Source organism: Pantoea sp. GW821-FHT03E06 (assembly GCF_059420725.1).
Map to the genome: position 1 here is coordinate 4,181,398 of NZ_JBWKUG010000001.1, position 17,380 is coordinate 4,198,777.

Consider the following 17,380-nt stretch of genomic DNA (forward strand, 5'->3'; position numbering starts at 1 on the left):
CGTTAGCAGTGCCATAAAAACTATCCCCACTCTCTACAAGGCTCGGGGAAATCAGGTCAGATGACAACGCAATGGCCAAAAGCCATGAAGTCAGGAAATTACTATGTGTGGAATTGTTGGTGCAGTAGCGCAGCGTGACATCGCAGAAATTCTGCTGGAAGGTTTGCGTCGTCTTGAGTATCGCGGGTATGACTCTGCCGGGCTGGCGGTGGTTGATCGTCAGGGCCATATGACGCGTCTGCGTCGTTTAGGCAAAGTACAGAACCTGGCGGAAGCGGCAGAACAGCAGCCGCTGATTGGCGGCACGGGGATCGCACACACGCGTTGGGCGACCCACGGTGAACCCTCGGAAGCCAATGCGCATCCGCATATTTCTGAGCACATCATCATCGTGCACAACGGTATTATTGAGAACCATGAGCCGCTGCGCGCCCAGTTGCTTGAGCGCGGCTACCACTTTGCTTCGGAAACCGACACCGAAGTGGTGGCGCATCTGGTGCATTGGGAGCAGAAGCAGGGCGGCACGCTGCGTGAAGTGGTGCTGCGCGTGATCCCGCAGCTGCGCGGCGCTTATGGCATGGTGATCATGGACAGCCGCGATCCTACGGTGCTGGTGGCGGCGCGTTCCGGTAGCCCGCTGGTGATTGGTCGTGGCGTGGGCGAAAACTTTATCGCTTCCGATCAGCTGGCCTTGCTGCCGGTGACGCGCCGCTTCGTTTATCTGGAAGAGGGGGATATCGCTGAGATTACCCGCCGCGAAATCACCATCATCGACCGCGCTGGCAAGCCGGCTAAACGCGCTGAAATCGAATCCACTGCGCAGTACGATGCCGGTGATAAAGGCATCTATCGTCACTACATGCAGAAAGAGATTTACGAGCAGCCGAACGCGATTAAAAACACCTTAACCGGGCGTTTTAATCACGGTGAAGTTGATCTCAGTGAGCTGGGCCCGGATGCAGAGAAATTGCTGAGCCAGGTTGAGCATATCCAGATCATCGCCTGCGGCACCTCTTACAATTCCGGCATGGTGTCGCGCTACTGGTTTGAGTCGCTGGCCAACCTGCCTTGTGATGTCGAAATCGCCTCCGAATTTCGCTATCGCAAATCAGCGGTGCGCAAAAATAGCCTGCTGATCACGCTGTCACAATCGGGTGAAACCGCCGATACGCTGGCCGCGCTGCGTCTGTCGAAAGAGCTGGGTTATCTCGGTTCGCTGGCGATCTGTAACGTGGCCGGTTCCTCGCTGGTGCGTGAGTCAGATTTGGCGCTGATGACCAAAGCCGGCACCGAAATTGGCGTCGCGTCGACCAAAGCCTTCACCACGCAGCTAGCGGTATTGCTGATGCTGGTGGCGAAACTCGGCCGTCTGCACGGCATGAAAGCCGAAACCGAGCACGAAATTGTGCACGCGCTGCAGGCATTGCCGAGCCGTATCGAGCAGATGCTGGCGCAGGATAAAGTGATCGAAAATCTCGCTGAAGGTTTCTCCGACAAACATCACGCGCTGTTCCTTGGCCGCGGCGATCAGTATCCCATCGCCATGGAAGGTGCGCTGAAGCTGAAAGAGATCTCCTACATTCACGCCGAAGCCTATGCGGCTGGTGAGCTGAAGCATGGCCCGCTGGCGTTAATTGATGCGGATATGCCGGTGATCGTGGTGGCGCCGAACAACGAGCTGCTGGAGAAGCTGAAATCCAACATCGAAGAGGTGCGCGCGCGCGGCGGTTTGCTGTATGTGTTTGCCGACCAGGATGCCGGCTTCAGTGACAGCGATGGCATGAAAATCATCTCACTGCCGCACGTAGAAGAGGTGATTGCTCCAATCTTCTATACCGTGCCGTTACAGCTGCTTTCATATCATGTGGCGCTGATTAAAGGCACCGACGTCGATCAGCCGCGTAACCTGGCAAAATCCGTTACCGTAGAATAATCAATCATAAGAGTGGGCCCGCAACGGGCCCGCTTCATTTCTGCACGCTGTCATATAACTGTCATATTTCGTACATTTCACTGTCATCAAACTGTCCTATTTTCCCTCCAGCAGCAATCACTGACTCCTACTAAAAAGGCATTGAGCCTGATTTTTTTAAATCCCCTGGAGGGAACATGACACTGATGCGTAGCACCGTAGCCCGAATCCTCGCCGCCACCTTCGCAGTAAGCGCGGTCTCTGCTTTTGCAGCAACCGATCTGACGGGCGCAGGCGGGACATTCCCGGCACCGGTTTATGCCAAGTGGGCAGCAGAGTACCAGCAAGCCACCGGTAGCAAAATTAACTATCAGGGTATTGGTTCTTCAGGCGGCGTTAAGCAGATCATCGCAAAAACCGTCGATTTCGGTGCGTCTGATGCACCAATGAAAGATGAAGATCTGGAGAAAAACGGCCTGTTCCAGTTCCCTACCGTCATCGGTGGTGTGGTGCTGGCGGTTAACATTCCAGGCGTGAAATCAGGTGAATTAACCCTCGACGGCAAAACTGTAGGTGATATCTACCTCGGCACCATCAAAAAGTGGAACGACCCGGCGATCACTAAACTGAACCCCGGTGTGAAACTGCCCGATTCCAACATCAACGTGGTGCGCCGCGCTGACGGTTCCGGTACTTCATTCGTCTTCACTAGCTACCTGGCGAAAGTGAACGAAGAGTGGAACAGCAAAATCGGTAAAGGTAACACCGTTAACTGGCCAACCGGTCTGGGCGGTAAAGGTAACGATGGCGTAGCCGCCTTCGTGCAGCGTCTGCCGGGTTCGATTGGCTACGTGGAATACGCCTACGCTAAGCAGAACAACCTGACCTACACCAAACTGGTTGATGCTGATGGCAAAGCGGTAGCGCCAAGCGAGGCCAGCTTTGCTAACGCCGCGAAAGGCGCGGACTGGAGCAAATCGTTTGCCCAGGATCTGACCTTCCAGAAAGGCAACGATGCATGGCCGATCACCTCAACTACGTTCATCCTGATTTACAAAGATCAGGCTGATGCGGCGAAAGGTAGTGAAGTGCTGAAGTTCTTCGACTGGGCCTACAAAGGCGGCAGTAAAACCGCAACGTCTCTGGACTATGCCGCGCTGCCAGAGAGCGTAGCGAACCAGATTCGTGCAGCGTGGAAAGCGAACATCAAAGATAGCTCCGGTAAAGCGCTGTACAAGTAACGGATTTACCCGGCCAGCCAGCACGGTTGGCCAGCTCAATGGGCGGCATCACCTGCCGCCCTGATATCCTCCTGAGAACAGAGAATTCTATGGCTGCCACTAAGCCGACGTTCAAAGCCCCCGGTAAACAAGGCGATATGATTTTCGGCGCACTGGTCAAACTGTCTGCGCTTATCGTGTTGCTGTTGATGGGTGGCATTATCGTCTCCCTGATTTTCTCCTCCTGGCCTAGCATCCAAAAATTTGGTTTCTCCTTCCTGTGGAACAAAACCTGGGATGCGCCAAACGAACAATTTGGTGCGCTGGTGCCGATTTACGGCACCCTCGTTACCTCAATTATTGCGCTGATCATTGCCGTGCCAGTGAGCTTCGGCATCGCGCTGTTCCTGACCGAACTTGCGCCGGGCTGGCTACGCCGCCCGCTGGGCACCGCCATTGAGCTGCTGGCCGCGATACCCAGCATCGTTTACGGCATGTGGGGCCTGTTTGTTTTCGCCCCGCTGTTCGCCGAATATTTCCAGACGCCAGTGGGCAATGTGTTATCGAATATCCCGATCGTTGGCGCGCTGTTCTCTGGCCCGGCATTCGGTATCGGTATTCTGGCGGCGGGCGTGATTCTCGCCATCATGATCATTCCTTACATCGCTTCGGTGATGCGTGACGTGTTTGAGCAAACGCCGGTGATGATGAAAGAGTCGGCTTACGGTATCGGCTGTACCACGTGGGAAGTGATCTGGCGCATCGTGCTGCCGTTCACCAAAAACGGCGTGATCGGCGGCGTGATGCTGGGACTGGGCCGCGCATTGGGTGAAACCATGGCGGTGACCTTTATCATCGGCAACACCTACCAGCTCGACAGCCCCTCGCTGTTTATGCCGGGCAACAGTATCACCTCCGCGCTGGCCAACGAATTCGCCGAAGCGGAATCCGGTGTGCACGTCGCGGCGCTGATGGAGCTGGGTCTGATCCTCTTCGTGATTACCTTTATCGTGCTGGCGATCTCCAAACTGATGATCCTGCGTCTGGCGAAGAGTGAAGGAGCCCGTTCATGACCGCTATTGAAGTTCAGGCTCGCGCTGAGCTGGAAGCCTCGCGCCGCAAAATGCAGGCGTGGCGCAGTACTAAAAACAAAATTGCCCTGACGCTGTCGCTGTTGACCATGGCTTTCGGCCTGTTTTGGCTGGTGTGGATTCTGTTCACTACCGTGACGCGCGGCGTCGATGGTTTAAGCTGGTCGCTGTTTACCGAATCAACTCCGCCACCGAATACAGCAGGCGGTGGCTTAGCCAATGCCTTAGTCGGCAGCGGCTTACTGATTTTCTGGTCGACGATCATCGGAACGCCACTTGGCATCATGGCCGGAATTTACCTGGCGGAATATGGGCGTAAACATTGGCTGGCGGAAGTGATTCGCTTCATCAACGATATTCTGCTGTCTGCGCCGTCGATTGTGGTCGGCCTGTTTGTTTACACCATTGTGGTGTCGCAGATGCAGCATTTCTCCGGCTGGGCGGGCGTGGTGGCGCTGGCGCTGCTGCAGATCCCGATTGTGATTCGTACCTCCGAGAACATGCTGCGTCTGGTGCCGGACAGCATGCGTGAAGCGGCTTATGCGCTCGGTACGCCGAAATGGAAGATGATCTCAGCTATCACGCTGAAAGCCTCTGTTTCCGGCATCATCACCGGTGTGCTGCTGGCTGTGGCGCGTATCGCCGGTGAAACCGCTCCGCTGCTGTTCACTGCGCTGTCGAACCAGTTCTGGAGTACCGACATGATGCAGCCGATCGCTAACCTGCCGGTCACCATCTTTAAATTCGCCATGAGCCCGTTTGCCGAATGGCAAAGCCTGGCGTGGGCGGGTGTGCTGATTATTACGCTGTGCGTGCTGCTGCTGAACATTGTGGCGCGCGTGATTTTCGCCAAGGGCAAACACTAATTTCCCGGCGCGGCTTCGGCGGCGCTGCTTATGAGAGACGAGAATGAGTAACGTGACTTCATCAGCCGGTAAAATTCAGGTCCGTAATCTGAACTTCTATTACGGTAAGTTTCACGCGCTGAAAAACATCAACCTGGATATCACTAAAAACCAGGTCACCGCGTTTATCGGCCCATCAGGCTGCGGTAAATCCACGCTGCTGCGTACCTTCAACAAAATGTACTCGCTCTATCCCGAGCAGCGTGCAGAAGGTGACATCCTGCTGGATGGCGATAACATTCTGGCATCTAATCAGGATATCGCCCTGCTGCGCGCGCGCGTTGGCATGGTATTCCAGAAGCCAACGCCGTTCCCGATGTCGATTTACGATAACATCGCCTTCGGTGTACGGCTGTTTGAAAAGCTGTCGCGTGCCGATATGGATGAGCGCGTGCAGTGGGCGCTAACCAAAGCCGCGCTGTGGAATGAAACCAAAGACAAGCTGCATCAGAGCGGTTACAGTCTTTCCGGCGGTCAGCAGCAGCGTCTGTGCATCGCGCGTGGCATCGCCATTCGCCCGGAAGTTTTGTTGCTGGATGAGCCATGTTCCGCGCTGGATCCGATCTCAACCGGTCGTATCGAAGAGCTGATCACCGAGCTGAAGCAGGATTACACGGTGGTAATCGTGACGCATAACATGCAGCAGGCCGCACGTTGTTCTGATCACACCGCTTTCATGTATCTGGGTGAGCTGATTGAGTTCAGCGATACCGATACGTTGTTCACTAAGCCCGCACAGAAGCAAACCGAAGATTACATCACCGGTCGCTACGGCTGATTCAGGAGACGCACATGGATAATTTAAATCTGAACAAACACATCTCCGGTCAGTTTAATGCGGAGCTTGAGCACATTCGCACTCAGGTGATGATCATGGGGGGCATGGTAGAGAAGCAGCTTACCGATGCCATTACCGCGATGCATAACCAGGATGGCGAGCTGGCGCGTCACGTGATTGACGGCGACCAGAAGGTCAACATGATGGAAGTGGAGATTGATGAAGCCTGCGTGCGCATCATCGCCAAACGTCAGCCTACCGCCAGCGATTTGCGTCTGGTGATGGCGATCATCAAGACCATTTCAGAGCTGGAACGCATTGGTGACGTGGCGGAGAAAATCAGCCGCACCGCGCTGGAGAAGTTTGGTCAACAGCATCTGCCGCTGCTGGTTAGCCTTGAAGCGCTGGGGCATCACACCGTGCAGATGCTGCATGACGTGCTGGATGCGTTTGCGCGCATGGATCTCAACGAAGCCATCAAAATCTACCGCGAAGATAAGAAGGTGGATAAAGAGTATGAAGGCATCGTGCGTCAGCTGATGACCTACATGATGGAGGATCCACGCACCATTCCCAGCGTATTGACCGCGATGTTCTGCGCGCGCGCCATCGAGCGTATCGGCGACCGCTGCCAGAATATTTGTGAAATTATCTTCTATTTCGTAAAAGGTCAGGATTTCCGCCATGTGGGCGGCGACAAGCTGGATGAACTGCTGTCGGGCGATGACGGTAGCAATAAACCCTCTTGATTGAGACTTTGGCGGCCCGTTGCCACTGTGACTAACGGGCCGCTTTCTTGATTTCTGCCTGGTCTCCGCGTTGCCCTCTCTTTTATACTTGGCACACTTTTTTCTGCAAGGTGCTGCTGCATGTCCTCCCCAATACAAAAAAAACGCGCTATTACACCGGCGAAAGCCATGGTGGCTGCCATTAGCGGCTACGCCATGGACGGATTTGACCTTCTGATCCTCGGCTTTATGCTGCCCGCCATCAGCGTTTCGCTGGCGCTCGATCCGTCTCAGGCGGGTTCTCTGGTGACATGGACGCTGATTGGTGCGGTGATTGGCGGCATCGTGTTTGGCCATCTCAGCGATCGCTATGGCCGCATCCGTATTCTCACCGTCACTATTTTGGTGTTCTCGGTGTTTACCGGACTGTGCGCTGTCGCGCAGGGCTACTGGGATTTGCTGGCGTACCGCACCCTGGCGGGCGTGGGATTAGGCGGTGAGTTCGGCATCGGGATGGCGCTGATTGCGGAAGCCTGGCCAAAAGAGAAGCGCAACCGCGCCTCGGCGTGGGTCGGCATTGGCTGGCAGCTGGGTGTGCTGCTGGCGGCCTTTATTACGCCGCCTTTGCTGAGTGTCATTGGCTGGCGCGGCATGTTCCTCGTTGGTTTACTGCCCGCGCTGGTCTCATTTGTGATTCGCCGCAGCATGGGTGAGCCGGAAGAATTTACCCGTCACGTTGAGAAAACCCCGCAGCTGTCGTTTACCGCGCGGCTTAAACTGCTGTTCGCCGATAGCAATACCAGCAAAGCCAGTCTGGGAATTCTTATTCTCTGTTCGGTGCAGAATTTCGGTTACTACGGTTTGATGATCTGGATGCCGAGCTATCTGTCGTCTAACTTTGGCTTCAGCCTGACAAAATCCGGCTTGTGGACGGCGGTAACGGTAGTCGGCATGACATTTGGCATCTGGCTGTTCGGCGTGCTGGCCGATCGCTTCGCACGCTGGAAAATCTTCCTGCTGTACCAGTTCGGAGCGGTGGTGATGGTGGTGGTGTATGCACAGCTGCGTGATCCAACGGTAATGCTGTTTACTGGCGCGCTGATGGGGATGTTTGTCAACGGTATGATTGGCGGCTACGGCGCGCTGATTTCTGATACCTTCCCGCCGCAGGCGCGTGCTACGGCGCAGAACGTGTTGTTTAACCTTGGGCGTGGCGTGGGCGGGTTTGGTCCGCTGGTGATTGGATTACTGGCCACCAACATCTCCTTCACCGCCGCAATCACCCTACTGGCGCTGATTTATTTGCTGGATATCGCCGCCACGCTGTTCCTGCTGCCGAAAAAGCAGAGCAACGAAGATTCGCTGGGGGCGATTGGCTGATTTTTGTGGTCGCCATGAATGGCGACCCTACCATTGAATGGTGCACGAACGTAGGGTCGGCATTGATGCCGACCTGGCTGAACACCGCACCTATCCCACCAAATCCCAGCCGCGTGCGCGCCACAACTCCGGCAGCTGCGCCATATCATCAAAGCGCGTCACCAGCGGATGATCTAATTCTGGATTATGTGCGTCAGCGCAGTAGTAAAACACTGGAATCCCGGCGGCGATTCCCGCACGTGCGCCCGCCTCTGAATCATCTACCAGAATGCACTTCTCAATCGGCACCTGCATCTGCTCGGCGGCGTGATACATCAGCTCGGGATCGGGCTTCCAGTGGTTGATGTCATAGCCGCTGTATAGCTTGCCATCCAGATAGGGCAGCATGCCGGTTAATCCCAGGGAGTGTTGCATCTTCTTCACCGTGCCGTTTGAAACCACGCACATTGGCACTTTTACGCGCTCCACCAGCGCTTTGGCACCGGCAATCGGCTTTAAATCGAGATCGAACAGCCGCGCCACCTCGGCGCGATAGGCGGTTTCCACCTCTTCGAGCGGTAACTCAACCTGATGTTCTGCCGCGACGTCACGGATGATGTCGTAGAGCTTCACCCCTTTATACTGCTCAAACATCTGTTGCAGTGAGAGCTCAATACCGTAGCGGGCAAAGGTGTTGACGTAAGATTGCGTACAGATTACTTCGCTGTCGACCAGCGTGCCGTCGCAATCAAAAAAAATACATTCCACCGACATCGCGCATCATCCTTTTGTTAAACAATAAGCTGACACTCTAGCGCACTGAGCGCAGAAAGCGACCCTGAGCAACCGGTTGCGAAAAATCAGTGTTTTGCCACGCTAAACTCTATACGATACGCGGCGATTAATTTTTTATCGGAACAGTGAAATGAATAACCAGGGTCTTTTGCAGCGCATCTTCAAGCTGCAGGAACACGGCACAACCGTGCGTACAGAAGTGATTGCCGGTTGCACCACTTTCCTGACGATGGTCTACATCGTCTTCGTTAACCCGCAAATTCTGGGTGTGGCAGGCATGGATACTCAAGCCGTGTTTGTCACCACCTGCTTAATTGCCGCGTTCGGCAGCATCTTAATGGGGCTGGTGGCGAATCTGCCGGTAGCGCTGGCACCGGCGATGGGCTTGAACGCCTTTTTCGCCTTCGTGGTGGTGGGCGCGATGGGCTACTCATGGCAGGTTGGCATGGGCGCGATCTTCTGGGGAGCCTTGGGCCTGCTGATCCTCACGCTGCTGCGCGTGCGCTACTGGATGATTGCCAACATTCCGCTGAGCCTGCGCGTGGGGATTACCGCCGGTATCGGCCTGTTTATCGCCATGATGGGGCTGAAAAATGCCGGCATCATCGTGCCTAACGCCGATACCATCGTGGCCGTTGGCAACCTGACGTCGCACAGCGTACTGCTGGGCGCGCTTGGGTTCTTCATCATCGCTATTCTGGCCTCACGTAATATCCATGCGGCGGTGCTGGTCTCGATCGTGGTGACTACCGCACTGGGCCTGATCATTGGCGACGTAAAATTCAGCGGTGTGTTCGCCGCTCCGCCCGCCATCACTTCGGTGGTTGGTCAGGTGGATATCAAAGGTGCATTCAACATCGGCATGGCCGGCGTGATCTTCTCCTTTATGTTGGTGAATCTGTTCGACTCTTCCGGCACGCTGATTGGCGTGACCGATAAAGCCGGACTGACCGACGAGAAAGGCACGTTCCCGCGCATGAAGCAGGCGCTGTACGTTGATAGCATCAGCTCTGTGACCGGTTCGCTGGTGGGGACCTCTTCAGTTACCGCTTACATTGAAAGCTCGTCCGGCGTGGCGATCGGCGGGCGTACCGGCTTGATGGCGGTGATTACCGGGATTCTGTTCCTGCTGGTGATGTTCCTGTCACCGCTGGCAGCGATGGTGCCATCCTATGCGGCGGCGGGCGCGCTGATTTATGTTGGCGTGTTAATGACGGCGTCGCTTTCCCGCGTACAGTGGGACGATCTCACTGAAGCGGTTCCGGCGTTTGTCACCGCGGCGATGATGCCATTTAGCTTCTCGATCACCGAAGGTATTGCGCTGGGCTTTATCTCGTACTGCGTGATGAAGTTGGGAACGGGTCGCTGGCGTGAAATCAGTCCATGCGTGGTGGTGGTGGCGCTGCTGTTTGTGCTGAAAATCGTCTTCATTGACGCTCACTAAGTGAAAAAGGCCGCTTAAGCGGCCTTTTTTGTCAGGGATGTCCTATCTCCTGCGGCGCGACCAAACTGGTCAGGCGTAAGGTGCGCGGCCCCATATTGGGTTTGCTCATCTCGACGTCGCGCAGCGCTTGCCACTGCTGCGCGCCATCAATTTCCCACAGCCGTAAACGTTCTGTGCCTGGCGACAGTGCACACGACCATACCAGCGTCGGTTCAGCATCACATACCGCCTGAATATCGGGAAACACGGTGGAACGCAGTCGTCCGGCTGCGGGATGCAAACGCAGTGAATCAATACCGCTATTCGTTTCGCCAGTGAGTTTGAGAATGCTTTGCCGCAGCGTCCAGATTTGCGTCAGCGCTTCCATAAAATCCTGCTGCGCGTTGATCCAGGCTTTCTCGCCAGAGGAGAGATCCTGCGTCAGCATATCCTGAGTTTGGCGACTGTGCGCACGCACAATCTCCATGTCCAGTCCGGCACGACCGCCTTCTTCGGCCAGCAGCACGCCGATAGTGTTGCCAGCATAGGAAATACTAAAATCGGGCAGATTCGCATCGGCAAAACGGGGACGACCACTGCTGGTGGTAATTAATGCAGGTAATTCACGAATACCATAAACGCGCAGCATCAGCTGCCCCAGCAGTTCGCGCGCGGCGAGAAAGCGTCCGCGGCGCTTGTCAGCGAAGCGTTGGGCGCTATGAATCACTTCCTGTGGCACCCGCATATTCTCTGAAGAAAAGGGCGGATGACCGATCCAACGAACAAAATGACTAGCCATCTGTCGCTCCGTGAAAATGGTCGAATAATCATCAGTGCTATTGTAAGAATTTTCTCATGGGTTTGCATCCGCCTTAAGGTGGAATAGGCGATATTTCAGATAAGGCTGAAGCCGCACGGCAATCCCATTTTGTCACTTTGCATAGAACGCTTTTGCACATTCATGTCTGATCGGGTGCCGATTGGCGCGATGTGGTGTAGGATTTGGGCAGTAAAAAGGCACATCGAAGTGCGCTAACTATTCACCCTCAGGCCAATCGTGCACATCGCTGAATCATGCACGTCGGAGTTTTTTATGTCAGTTACCGCTATTTCTTCTCGCCAGGAATCGATCTCTCTTGATGAGTTTCGTCACGGCATGCGCCGCTTAACCGCAGGCGTTTCTCTGGTTACCACCGAATTTCAGGGCGAAAAGCTGGGGCTAATTGCCACGTCGGTGAGTTCGCTGGCGGCTGAGCCACCGAGCTTGCTGGTGTGCGTGAATCGCAGCGCATCCAGTCATGATGCGTTTATCAAGGCCGGTCATTTTGCCGTTAACGTACTGCGTGAGCAGCATGACGATTTATGCGCTCAGTTCAGCCAATCATCGCGTCGTGAAGAGCGTTTTCAAAACGGCGCCTGGCAGACGCTGAATACCGGCGCGCCAGTATTGGCGGATGCGCTGGTGAGCTTTGATTGCCAGCTGGAGAAAGTGGTGGAGTGGAATACGCATAGCGTGCTGCTGGCACGTATTGTTGGCATTGCGCTGCCTGGCGAAGCGTCAGAGCCAATGATCTACTTCAATAGCGGTTTCCATTCACTGGGCTAACTGCACAGGAAAAGGCGTCGTAAGTGACGCCTTTTCGCTATCGAATCAGGCAAATTTGCTGGCTTCATCAAAGCTTAGACGCGGCAAACGCGGATGCAGTTTGCTGGCTTCGCCATAGCCCAGATTGATCAGCAAGTTCACCTGCCATTTATTCTCGCTGAAGAACGCCTCATTCACTTTGGACGGATCGAAACCGGACATTGGGCCTGCATCCAACCCCAGCGAACGCGCCGCCAGAATCAAGTAACCCGCTTGCAAGCTGCTGTTACGGAACGCGGTCTCTTTCGCCAGATCCGGGCTGCTGGTGAACCAGCTGCGCGCATCGCCGTGCGGGAACAGCTTCGGCAGCGCTTCGTAGAATTCTGGGTCCCACGCCACGATCACCGTCACCGGCGCCGCCATGGTTTTGTCGACATTACCGGACGAAAGTGCCGGTTTCAGCTTCTCTTTCCCTTCCTGAGACGTCACAAACACAAAACGGCCTGGCGAGCAGTTAGCAGAAGTTGGGCCCAGCGCGGTCAGATTGTAGAGCTGCTTCAGCACCTCTTGAGAAATCGGTTTGTCCTGCCAGTAGCTGTGGGTGCGGGCTTCATTAAACAGCGCATTCAGCGCCACGCTGTCGAGCGTTGTACTCATGTTTCTCTCCTGTTCAGGCCGCAACGAGCGCCCAATATTTTGCATGAATAGTCGATGTTCCCGGCAGGGCCTTTTCGCCGGGCAGTGATCGTTATACTGCAAAGCGAAAGGGGAGCCAAATAACAAAGACGCATGTCTACTGGGATCCAGGTGCGCATGAATGCGCACCCTACGAAAACCGCGCTCATACGATGTAGGGTCGCCATTTATAGCGACTACGTAACAGACATCAGGTGCGCACGAATGCGCACCCTACGAAAACCGCGCTCATTCGATGCAGGGTCGCCATTTATGGCGACTACGTAACAGACATCAGGTGCGCACGAATGCGCACCCTACGAAAACCGCGCTCATTTGTTGTAGGGTCGCCATTTATGGCGACTACGTAACAGACATCAGGTGCGCACGAATGCGCACCCTACGAAAACCGCGCTCATTCGATGTAGGGTCGCCATTTATGGCGACTACGTAACAGATATTACTTCCCAATACAGAAGCTTGAGAAGATTCGTCCCAGCAGATCGTCGGAGGTGAATTCGCCAGTGATCTCGCTCAGCGCCTGTTGCGCTAAACGAAGCTCTTCCGCCAGTAATTCACCCGCCCATGCGCCTAATAGCTGATGTTTTCCCTGTTGCAGGTGAGCAGCCGCTAACTCGAGCGCCTGCAGATGGCGGCGACGCGCAAGGAATCCGCCTTCCATATTGCCAGCAAAACCCATGCTCTGTTTCAGGTGCTCGCGCAGCGCTTCCACACCGTCACCAGTGCGTGCCGAGAGACGAATCAGTGAGTGACCGTTCACTTCAGTAAGCCCCAGCACTTCCCCCGTCATATCCGCTTTGTTGCGCACCACGGTAATCGGCAGCGCATCTGGCAAACGCGCGACAAAATCTGGCCAAATGGCGGCGGCTTCGGTGGCATCCGTGGTGGTGCCATCGACCATAAACAGCACGCGGTCGGCCTGCTCGATCTCCTGCCATGCACGCTCAATACCAATGCGCTCTACTTCATCACTGGCTTCACGCAAACCGGCGGTATCGATGATGTGCAGCGGCATGCCGTCGATATGGATATGTTCGCGCAGCACGTCGCGCGTGGTGCCGGCAATATCGGTGACAATCGCCGCTTCGCGACCGGCTAACGCATTCAGCAGGCTCGATTTACCGGCATTAGGGCGACCGGCAATGACCACTTTCATCCCTTCACGCAGCAAGCTGCCCTGACGCGCCTCGGCACGTACGCCGTCGAGATCGCCGATCACCACATTGAGCTGTGCTTCAATTTTGCCGTCGGACAGAAAATCGATCTCTTCATCCGGGAAGTCGATGGCCGCTTCCACATAGATACGCAGGTGAGTAAGTGCTTCCACAAGTGCGTTAACGCGCAGGGAAAAGGCGCCCTGCAGCGAGTTCACCGCTGAGCGGGCTGCCTGCTCTGAACTGGCATCGATCAGGTCGGCAATCGCTTCGGCTTGCGCTAAATCGAGTTTGTCGTTGAGGAAGGCGCGTTCCGAGAATTCACCGGGCTGAGCAATACGCAAGCCGGGCAGCGCCACAATGCGTTTGAGCAGCAGGTCGAGAATCACCGGGCCGCCGTGACCCTGCAGCTCCAGCACATCTTCGCCGGTAAAGGAGTTCGGGCCGGGAAACCACAGCGCAATGCCCTGATCGAGCACGCTGCCATCGGCATCGGTAAAAGGCAGATAATCGGCGTAACGCGGTTTCGGCAATTTGCCTAACACGGCTTGCGCCACCTCGGCCGCTTTGGCGCCGGAGATACGCAGAATGCCTACGCCGCCGCGGCCGGGAGGCGTCGCCTGGGCAACGATGGTGTCGCTGTGGCTCATGATTCCACCTTAAACTTTTAGGGTATTAATAAATAAAAATAGGGCGACATAAATGTCGCCCTTTGATTATACGCTGCTGCTGGTGGCAGTCAGGCGTTACGCTTTCTTCTTGTCGCGGCTATGCAGACCACGTTTTTCCAGGCCGCGATAAATCAGCTGCTGCTGGAGAATGGTTACCAGGTTGCTGACGATGTAGTACAGCACCAGACCTGAAGGGAACCACAGGAAGAACACGGTAAAGATAACCGGCATGTAAGTCATGATCTTCTGCTGCATCGGATCGGTCACAGTGGTCGGTGACATCTTCTGAATGAAGAACATGGTGATACCCATGACAATCGGCAGAATGTAGTACGGGTCCTGCGCAGACAAGTCATGAATCCACAGAATAAACGGTGCATGACGCAGTTCAACCGAGCCTGACAGCATGTAGTACAAGGCCAGGAAGATTGGCATCTGGATAACCAGTGGCAAGCAGCCGCCCAGCGGGTTCACTTTCTCCGCCTTATACAGCGCCATCATTTCCTGGCTCTGCTTCTGCTTGTCATCGCCCAGACGTTCACGCATCGCCTGAATCTTCGGCTGCAGCATACGCATCTTCGCCATGGAGGTGTACTGCGCCTTAGTCAGCGGGTACATGATGCCACGAACGATGAAGGTGATAACGATAATGGAGAAGCCCCAGTTACCGATAAAGCTGTGCAGGAACTTCAGTAGCTTAAACAGCGGCTGAGAGATGAACCACAGCCAACCGTAATCCACAGTCAGATCAAGATGAGGCGCGATGGCCGCCATTTTGTCCTGAATTTCCGGGCCAACCCACAGAGTGGCACCAAGATCCTGCTGTGCGCCTGCGCCAACGGTAACCGGCGCAGATTTGTAGCCGATTGCCGCTACGCCATTGCCGAGGTTGCTGGTGTACAGCGTGTTATTACCCTGCGTGCGTGGCACCCAGGCGGTGGCGAAATACTGTTGCAGCATCGCCACCCAACCGTTGCCGGTGGTGGTGTTCAGGTTCTCGTTATCCGCGATGGTGTCGAATTTATATTTTTCGTATTTCGCATCGCTGGTGGAGTACGCTGCGCCACGGAAGGTATGCAGAGCAAAGTTATTGCTGCCGGTATCGCGGTGCTTAGGCACATCGATAGTTTGCTTCAGCTGACCAAACATCGACACTTCCAGCGGCTGCTGGGTGGTGTTGTTAATGTTGTAGTCAACATTTACCGCATACTCACCGCGCTTGAAGACGAAGGTCTTGGTGTAAACCACGCCGTTTTCACCGGTCCAGGTCAGCGGCACGCGCAGTTCGCTCTGGCCATCTGCCATCTCGAAGCTATCTTGTGTGGTGGTATACAGCGGACGTGCGCCATTGTTCGGGTTATCCGGACCGTTACGGCCGGTTAAGCCGCTCTGCGCCTGATAAACGAATGCAGGTGTGGTTTCAAGCAGCTGGAACGGTGCGTCTGAACCCAGTTTGTCCGGGAAAGTCAGCAGCTGAGCCTGCTCAATATCGCCACCGCGCGTATTGATGTTGAGTGACAGGACATCTGTCTTAACGGTGATCGTTTTGCCCTGTCCGCTAGCCGGCACGCCGGAAGTGGCGGCATCACCCGCTGCGCTGCTTGTGTTTTGCGTGGTCTGGGTTTGCTGTGGCTGCGGAGCGTGGTCCGTCTGCCAGGCTTGCCAGATCATAAAAGACACGAACAGAAAAGCGATGAGAAAGAGATTGCGTTGCGAATCCATCGTTAATGTTCTCTGGTATCAAAGGTTTTTGGCGGCACAGGATCGTCACCACCCGGGTTCAAAGGGTGGCATTTTAATACGCGTTTAATCGTCAACCAACTGCCTTTTACCACGCCAAAGCGGCGTAAGGCCTCAATCCCATACTGCGAGCAGGTGGGATGGAACCGGCAATGAGGTCCCAGCAGTGGGCTGATGGCGCGTTGATAAACGCGTATCAGGGCAATCAGGAGCCGCGAGCCAGGCGACAGTGACGACGCCATAATTTCTCCAACGCTTCCGTCAGCGCACGGTTATCCAGGTCAGCAATCCCTTTTTTAGCCACGATCACAAAATCCATCGCAGGCAGCTCATGTTGACGCAGACGAAAGCTTTCGCGGGTCAATCGCTTGATCCGGTTGCGTTCATGGGCGCGTTTTACATGTTTTTTTGCGACGGTGAGACCGATGCGGGGATGCCCCAGCGAGTTAAGTCGGCCGAGTATGGTGATTTGCGGCGTACCGGCTCTTTGTGGCTGCTGGAAGACGAAAGTGAAATGAGTGGGAGTTAACAAACGTAACTCCCTGGGAAATGCGAGCTTAACCACGAGGGTTAGCTTTATTACTTAGAAACGGTCAGACGAGAACGGCCTTTAGCACGACGACGTGCCAGAACCTGACGACCATTTTTTGTTGCCATACGAGCACGGAAACCGTGTGAACGGTTGCGCTTCAGTACGGACGGTTGAAAAGTGCGTTTCATGGCGATTTCTACCTAAACTTGAAAATTTTCACTGGGTGACGCGTTTTCGGGCCAGTAAATCGACCAACGCCTCAATGTGTCTTTAATAAAGAGGCGGGATTGTAATAATTGTACAGTCCAGAGTCAATTTACTTCGCTGGTCGCGGCACCTGGAAACCCAGATACAGCCCGCTGATTCCGGGCATCAAGGCTTCACGCAATAATGCCGGGTGGGGAATTATACGGGCTGTGGGGTAAAGCGCAAGGATCGCGCAGGATCTTCTTGCGATCTATTTGCAAACTTGTTGCGGCAAAAACGAGAGCCGCCCAGAAAAATTGTCGCTTTCAGCCACATTAACGCTGGCTTTTCTGCTAAAAAGCGTAAACTCATTTGCGCATCATCAGCCTGTGGATAAAATGGATCAAAACTGTGTAGAAAGGGAAGATCTCTCGGCTGCTTTACGTTATGATCCGCCCTTCCGCTGACGATCCTCCATGCGATCGCCGGGGAAGACTACCGCGAATAGCGGTCGCAGGCGCTTTCCAACCGCCTGTGTCTAAAAATTACGTTTCTATTTATTAGCGCCTAAAATTCTTATCGATTTTGTACGAGTGGAGTCCGCC

General features: G+C 55.0%; 18 protein-coding genes. 9 read left to right on the forward strand and 9 right to left on the reverse strand.

The features are described 5' to 3' along the window. Positions 1–103 precede the first annotated feature (103 nt). The 7 genes from glmS (at position 104) to AC07WB_RS19580 (ending at position 8,014) form a co-directional block, all read left to right on the forward strand. Positions 104–1,933 carry a glutamine--fructose-6-phosphate transaminase (isomerizing) gene (glmS, locus tag AC07WB_RS19550; RefSeq protein ID WP_400458596.1) on the forward strand — a complete coding sequence of 610 codons (1,830 nt, stop codon included), beginning with the start codon at positions 104–106 and terminating at the stop codon, positions 1,931–1,933. A 176-nt stretch (positions 1,934–2,109) separates the two neighbouring features. Beyond that, entirely contained in the window at positions 2,110–3,153 is a 1,044-nt protein-coding gene (gene pstS, locus AC07WB_RS19555) for a phosphate ABC transporter substrate-binding protein PstS (protein WP_097095505.1), read from the forward strand. A gap of 89 nt (positions 3,154–3,242) precedes the next feature. Continuing rightward, positions 3,243–4,205 (forward strand): phosphate ABC transporter permease PstC, encoded by a 963-nt coding sequence (gene pstC / locus AC07WB_RS19560; RefSeq protein ID WP_345827648.1) that lies wholly within the window; start codon positions 3,243–3,245, stop codon positions 4,203–4,205. Further along, positions 4,202–5,089 (forward strand): phosphate ABC transporter permease PstA, encoded by an 888-nt coding sequence (pstA, locus tag AC07WB_RS19565; RefSeq protein WP_097095503.1) that lies wholly within the window; start codon positions 4,202–4,204, stop codon positions 5,087–5,089. Before pstC ends, pstA begins: the two co-directional genes overlap by 4 nt. Positions 5,090–5,132: 43 nt before the next feature. Beyond that, positions 5,133–5,906 (forward strand): phosphate ABC transporter ATP-binding protein PstB, encoded by a 774-nt coding sequence (gene pstB / locus AC07WB_RS19570; RefSeq protein WP_007893584.1) that lies wholly within the window; start codon positions 5,133–5,135, stop codon positions 5,904–5,906. Positions 5,907–5,920: 14 nt separating this feature from the next. Further along, positions 5,921–6,655: a phosphate signaling complex protein PhoU gene (gene phoU, locus AC07WB_RS19575; RefSeq protein ID WP_097095502.1), complete on the forward strand. Its 735-nt coding sequence runs from the start codon at positions 5,921–5,923 to the stop codon at positions 6,653–6,655. A 120-nt stretch (positions 6,656–6,775) separates the two neighbouring features. Continuing rightward, a complete protein-coding gene (locus AC07WB_RS19580; protein WP_494941043.1) occupies positions 6,776–8,014 on the forward strand; it encodes an MFS transporter in 1,239 nt (412 codons plus the stop codon). Between the two features lie 90 nt (positions 8,015–8,104). Here the strand turns inward: AC07WB_RS19580 and yieH are convergent, their stop codons facing one another. Beyond that, positions 8,105–8,767: a 6-phosphogluconate phosphatase gene (gene yieH / locus AC07WB_RS19585; protein ID WP_345827643.1), complete on the reverse strand. Its 663-nt coding sequence runs from the start codon at positions 8,765–8,767 to the stop codon at positions 8,105–8,107. Positions 8,768–8,918: 151 nt separating this feature from the next. Here yieH and AC07WB_RS19590 point away from each other — a divergent pair, with 151 nt between their 5' ends. Beyond that, positions 8,919–10,232, forward strand: a complete 1,314-nt coding sequence (locus AC07WB_RS19590) for an NCS2 family permease (RefSeq protein WP_097095499.1) — start codon at positions 8,919–8,921, stop codon at positions 10,230–10,232. Between the two features lie 31 nt (positions 10,233–10,263). Here AC07WB_RS19590 and AC07WB_RS19595 read toward each other — a convergent pair whose 3' ends face one another. Beyond that, positions 10,264–11,010 carry a 4'-phosphopantetheinyl transferase family protein gene (locus tag AC07WB_RS19595; RefSeq protein WP_097095498.1) on the reverse strand — a complete coding sequence of 249 codons (747 nt, stop codon included), beginning with the start codon at positions 11,008–11,010 and terminating at the stop codon, positions 10,264–10,266. Between the two features lie 294 nt (positions 11,011–11,304). On the opposite strand from AC07WB_RS19595, the gene AC07WB_RS19600 reads away from it, so the two are divergent. Continuing rightward, positions 11,305–11,817 (forward strand): flavin reductase family protein, encoded by a 513-nt coding sequence (locus AC07WB_RS19600; RefSeq protein ID WP_097095497.1) that lies wholly within the window; start codon positions 11,305–11,307, stop codon positions 11,815–11,817. 45 nt (positions 11,818–11,862) lie between these two features. Here the strand turns inward: AC07WB_RS19600 and AC07WB_RS19605 are convergent, their stop codons facing one another. The 7 genes from AC07WB_RS19605 to AC07WB_RS19635 all read right to left on the reverse strand — a co-directional run bounded on the left by AC07WB_RS19605 (position 11,863) and on the right by AC07WB_RS19635 (position 17,147). Continuing rightward, a complete protein-coding gene (locus AC07WB_RS19605) occupies positions 11,863–12,453 on the reverse strand; it encodes a malonic semialdehyde reductase (protein WP_097095496.1) in 591 nt (196 codons plus the stop codon). Positions 12,454–12,931: 478 nt separating this feature from the next. Beyond that, positions 12,932–14,296: a tRNA uridine-5-carboxymethylaminomethyl(34) synthesis GTPase MnmE gene (mnmE, locus tag AC07WB_RS19610; protein WP_494941044.1), complete on the reverse strand. Its 1,365-nt coding sequence runs from the start codon at positions 14,294–14,296 to the stop codon at positions 12,932–12,934. Between the two features lie 96 nt (positions 14,297–14,392). Next, complete coding sequence (yidC, locus tag AC07WB_RS19615; protein ID WP_494941045.1) at positions 14,393–16,039, reverse strand: membrane protein insertase YidC; 1,647 nt, start codon at positions 16,037–16,039, stop codon at positions 14,393–14,395. Positions 16,040–16,041: 2 nt separating this feature from the next. Next, the gene (gene yidD / locus AC07WB_RS19620; protein ID WP_007893564.1) at positions 16,042–16,299 is read right to left on the reverse strand and encodes a membrane protein insertion efficiency factor YidD; all 258 of its coding nucleotides are present in this window, start codon (positions 16,297–16,299) and stop codon (positions 16,042–16,044) included. Next, positions 16,263–16,622: a ribonuclease P protein component gene (rnpA, locus tag AC07WB_RS19625; protein ID WP_034830013.1), complete on the reverse strand. Its 360-nt coding sequence runs from the start codon at positions 16,620–16,622 to the stop codon at positions 16,263–16,265. The genes yidD and rnpA overlap by 37 nt, the downstream gene beginning before the upstream one ends. A gap of 14 nt (positions 16,623–16,636) precedes the next feature. Then, the gene (rpmH, locus tag AC07WB_RS19630; RefSeq protein ID WP_003849659.1) at positions 16,637–16,777 is read right to left on the reverse strand and encodes a 50S ribosomal protein L34; all 141 of its coding nucleotides are present in this window, start codon (positions 16,775–16,777) and stop codon (positions 16,637–16,639) included. Positions 16,778–16,994: 217 nt separating this feature from the next. Next, positions 16,995–17,147 carry a hypothetical protein gene (locus AC07WB_RS19635; protein ID WP_494941046.1) on the reverse strand — a complete coding sequence of 51 codons (153 nt, stop codon included), beginning with the start codon at positions 17,145–17,147 and terminating at the stop codon, positions 16,995–16,997. Positions 17,148–17,380 lie beyond the last annotated feature (233 nt).

Excerpts from the sequence above, each read along its gene's own strand:
- glmS (WP_400458596.1), top strand. The coding sequence starts at position 104 with ATGTGTGGAATTGTTGGTGCAGTAGCGCAGCGTGACATCGCAGAAATT.
- pstS (WP_097095505.1), top strand. The coding sequence starts at position 2,110 with ATGACACTGATGCGTAGCACCGTAGCCCGAATCCTCGCCGCCACCTTC.
- pstC (WP_345827648.1), top strand. The coding sequence starts at position 3,243 with ATGGCTGCCACTAAGCCGACGTTCAAAGCCCCCGGTAAACAAGGCGAT.
- pstA (WP_097095503.1), top strand. The coding sequence starts at position 4,202 with ATGACCGCTATTGAAGTTCAGGCTCGCGCTGAGCTGGAAGCCTCGCGC.
- pstB (WP_007893584.1), top strand. The coding sequence starts at position 5,133 with ATGAGTAACGTGACTTCATCAGCCGGTAAAATTCAGGTCCGTAATCTG.
- phoU (WP_097095502.1), top strand. The coding sequence starts at position 5,921 with ATGGATAATTTAAATCTGAACAAACACATCTCCGGTCAGTTTAATGCG.
- AC07WB_RS19580 (WP_494941043.1), top strand. The coding sequence starts at position 6,776 with ATGTCCTCCCCAATACAAAAAAAACGCGCTATTACACCGGCGAAAGCC.
- yieH (WP_345827643.1), bottom strand. The coding sequence starts at position 8,767 with ATGTCGGTGGAATGTATTTTTTTTGATTGCGACGGCACGCTGGTCGAC.
- AC07WB_RS19590 (WP_097095499.1), top strand. The coding sequence starts at position 8,919 with ATGAATAACCAGGGTCTTTTGCAGCGCATCTTCAAGCTGCAGGAACAC.
- AC07WB_RS19595 (WP_097095498.1), bottom strand. The coding sequence starts at position 11,010 with ATGGCTAGTCATTTTGTTCGTTGGATCGGTCATCCGCCCTTTTCTTCA.
- AC07WB_RS19600 (WP_097095497.1), top strand. The coding sequence starts at position 11,305 with ATGTCAGTTACCGCTATTTCTTCTCGCCAGGAATCGATCTCTCTTGAT.
- AC07WB_RS19605 (WP_097095496.1), bottom strand. The coding sequence starts at position 12,453 with ATGAGTACAACGCTCGACAGCGTGGCGCTGAATGCGCTGTTTAATGAA.
- mnmE (WP_494941044.1), bottom strand. The coding sequence starts at position 14,296 with ATGAGCCACAGCGACACCATCGTTGCCCAGGCGACGCCTCCCGGCCGC.
- yidC (WP_494941045.1), bottom strand. The coding sequence starts at position 16,039 with ATGGATTCGCAACGCAATCTCTTTCTCATCGCTTTTCTGTTCGTGTCT.
- yidD (WP_007893564.1), bottom strand. The coding sequence starts at position 16,299 with ATGGCGTCGTCACTGTCGCCTGGCTCGCGGCTCCTGATTGCCCTGATA.
- rpmH (WP_003849659.1), bottom strand. The coding sequence starts at position 16,777 with ATGAAACGCACTTTTCAACCGTCCGTACTGAAGCGCAACCGTTCACAC.
- AC07WB_RS19635 (WP_494941046.1), bottom strand. The coding sequence starts at position 17,147 with ATGAGTTTACGCTTTTTAGCAGAAAAGCCAGCGTTAATGTGGCTGAAA.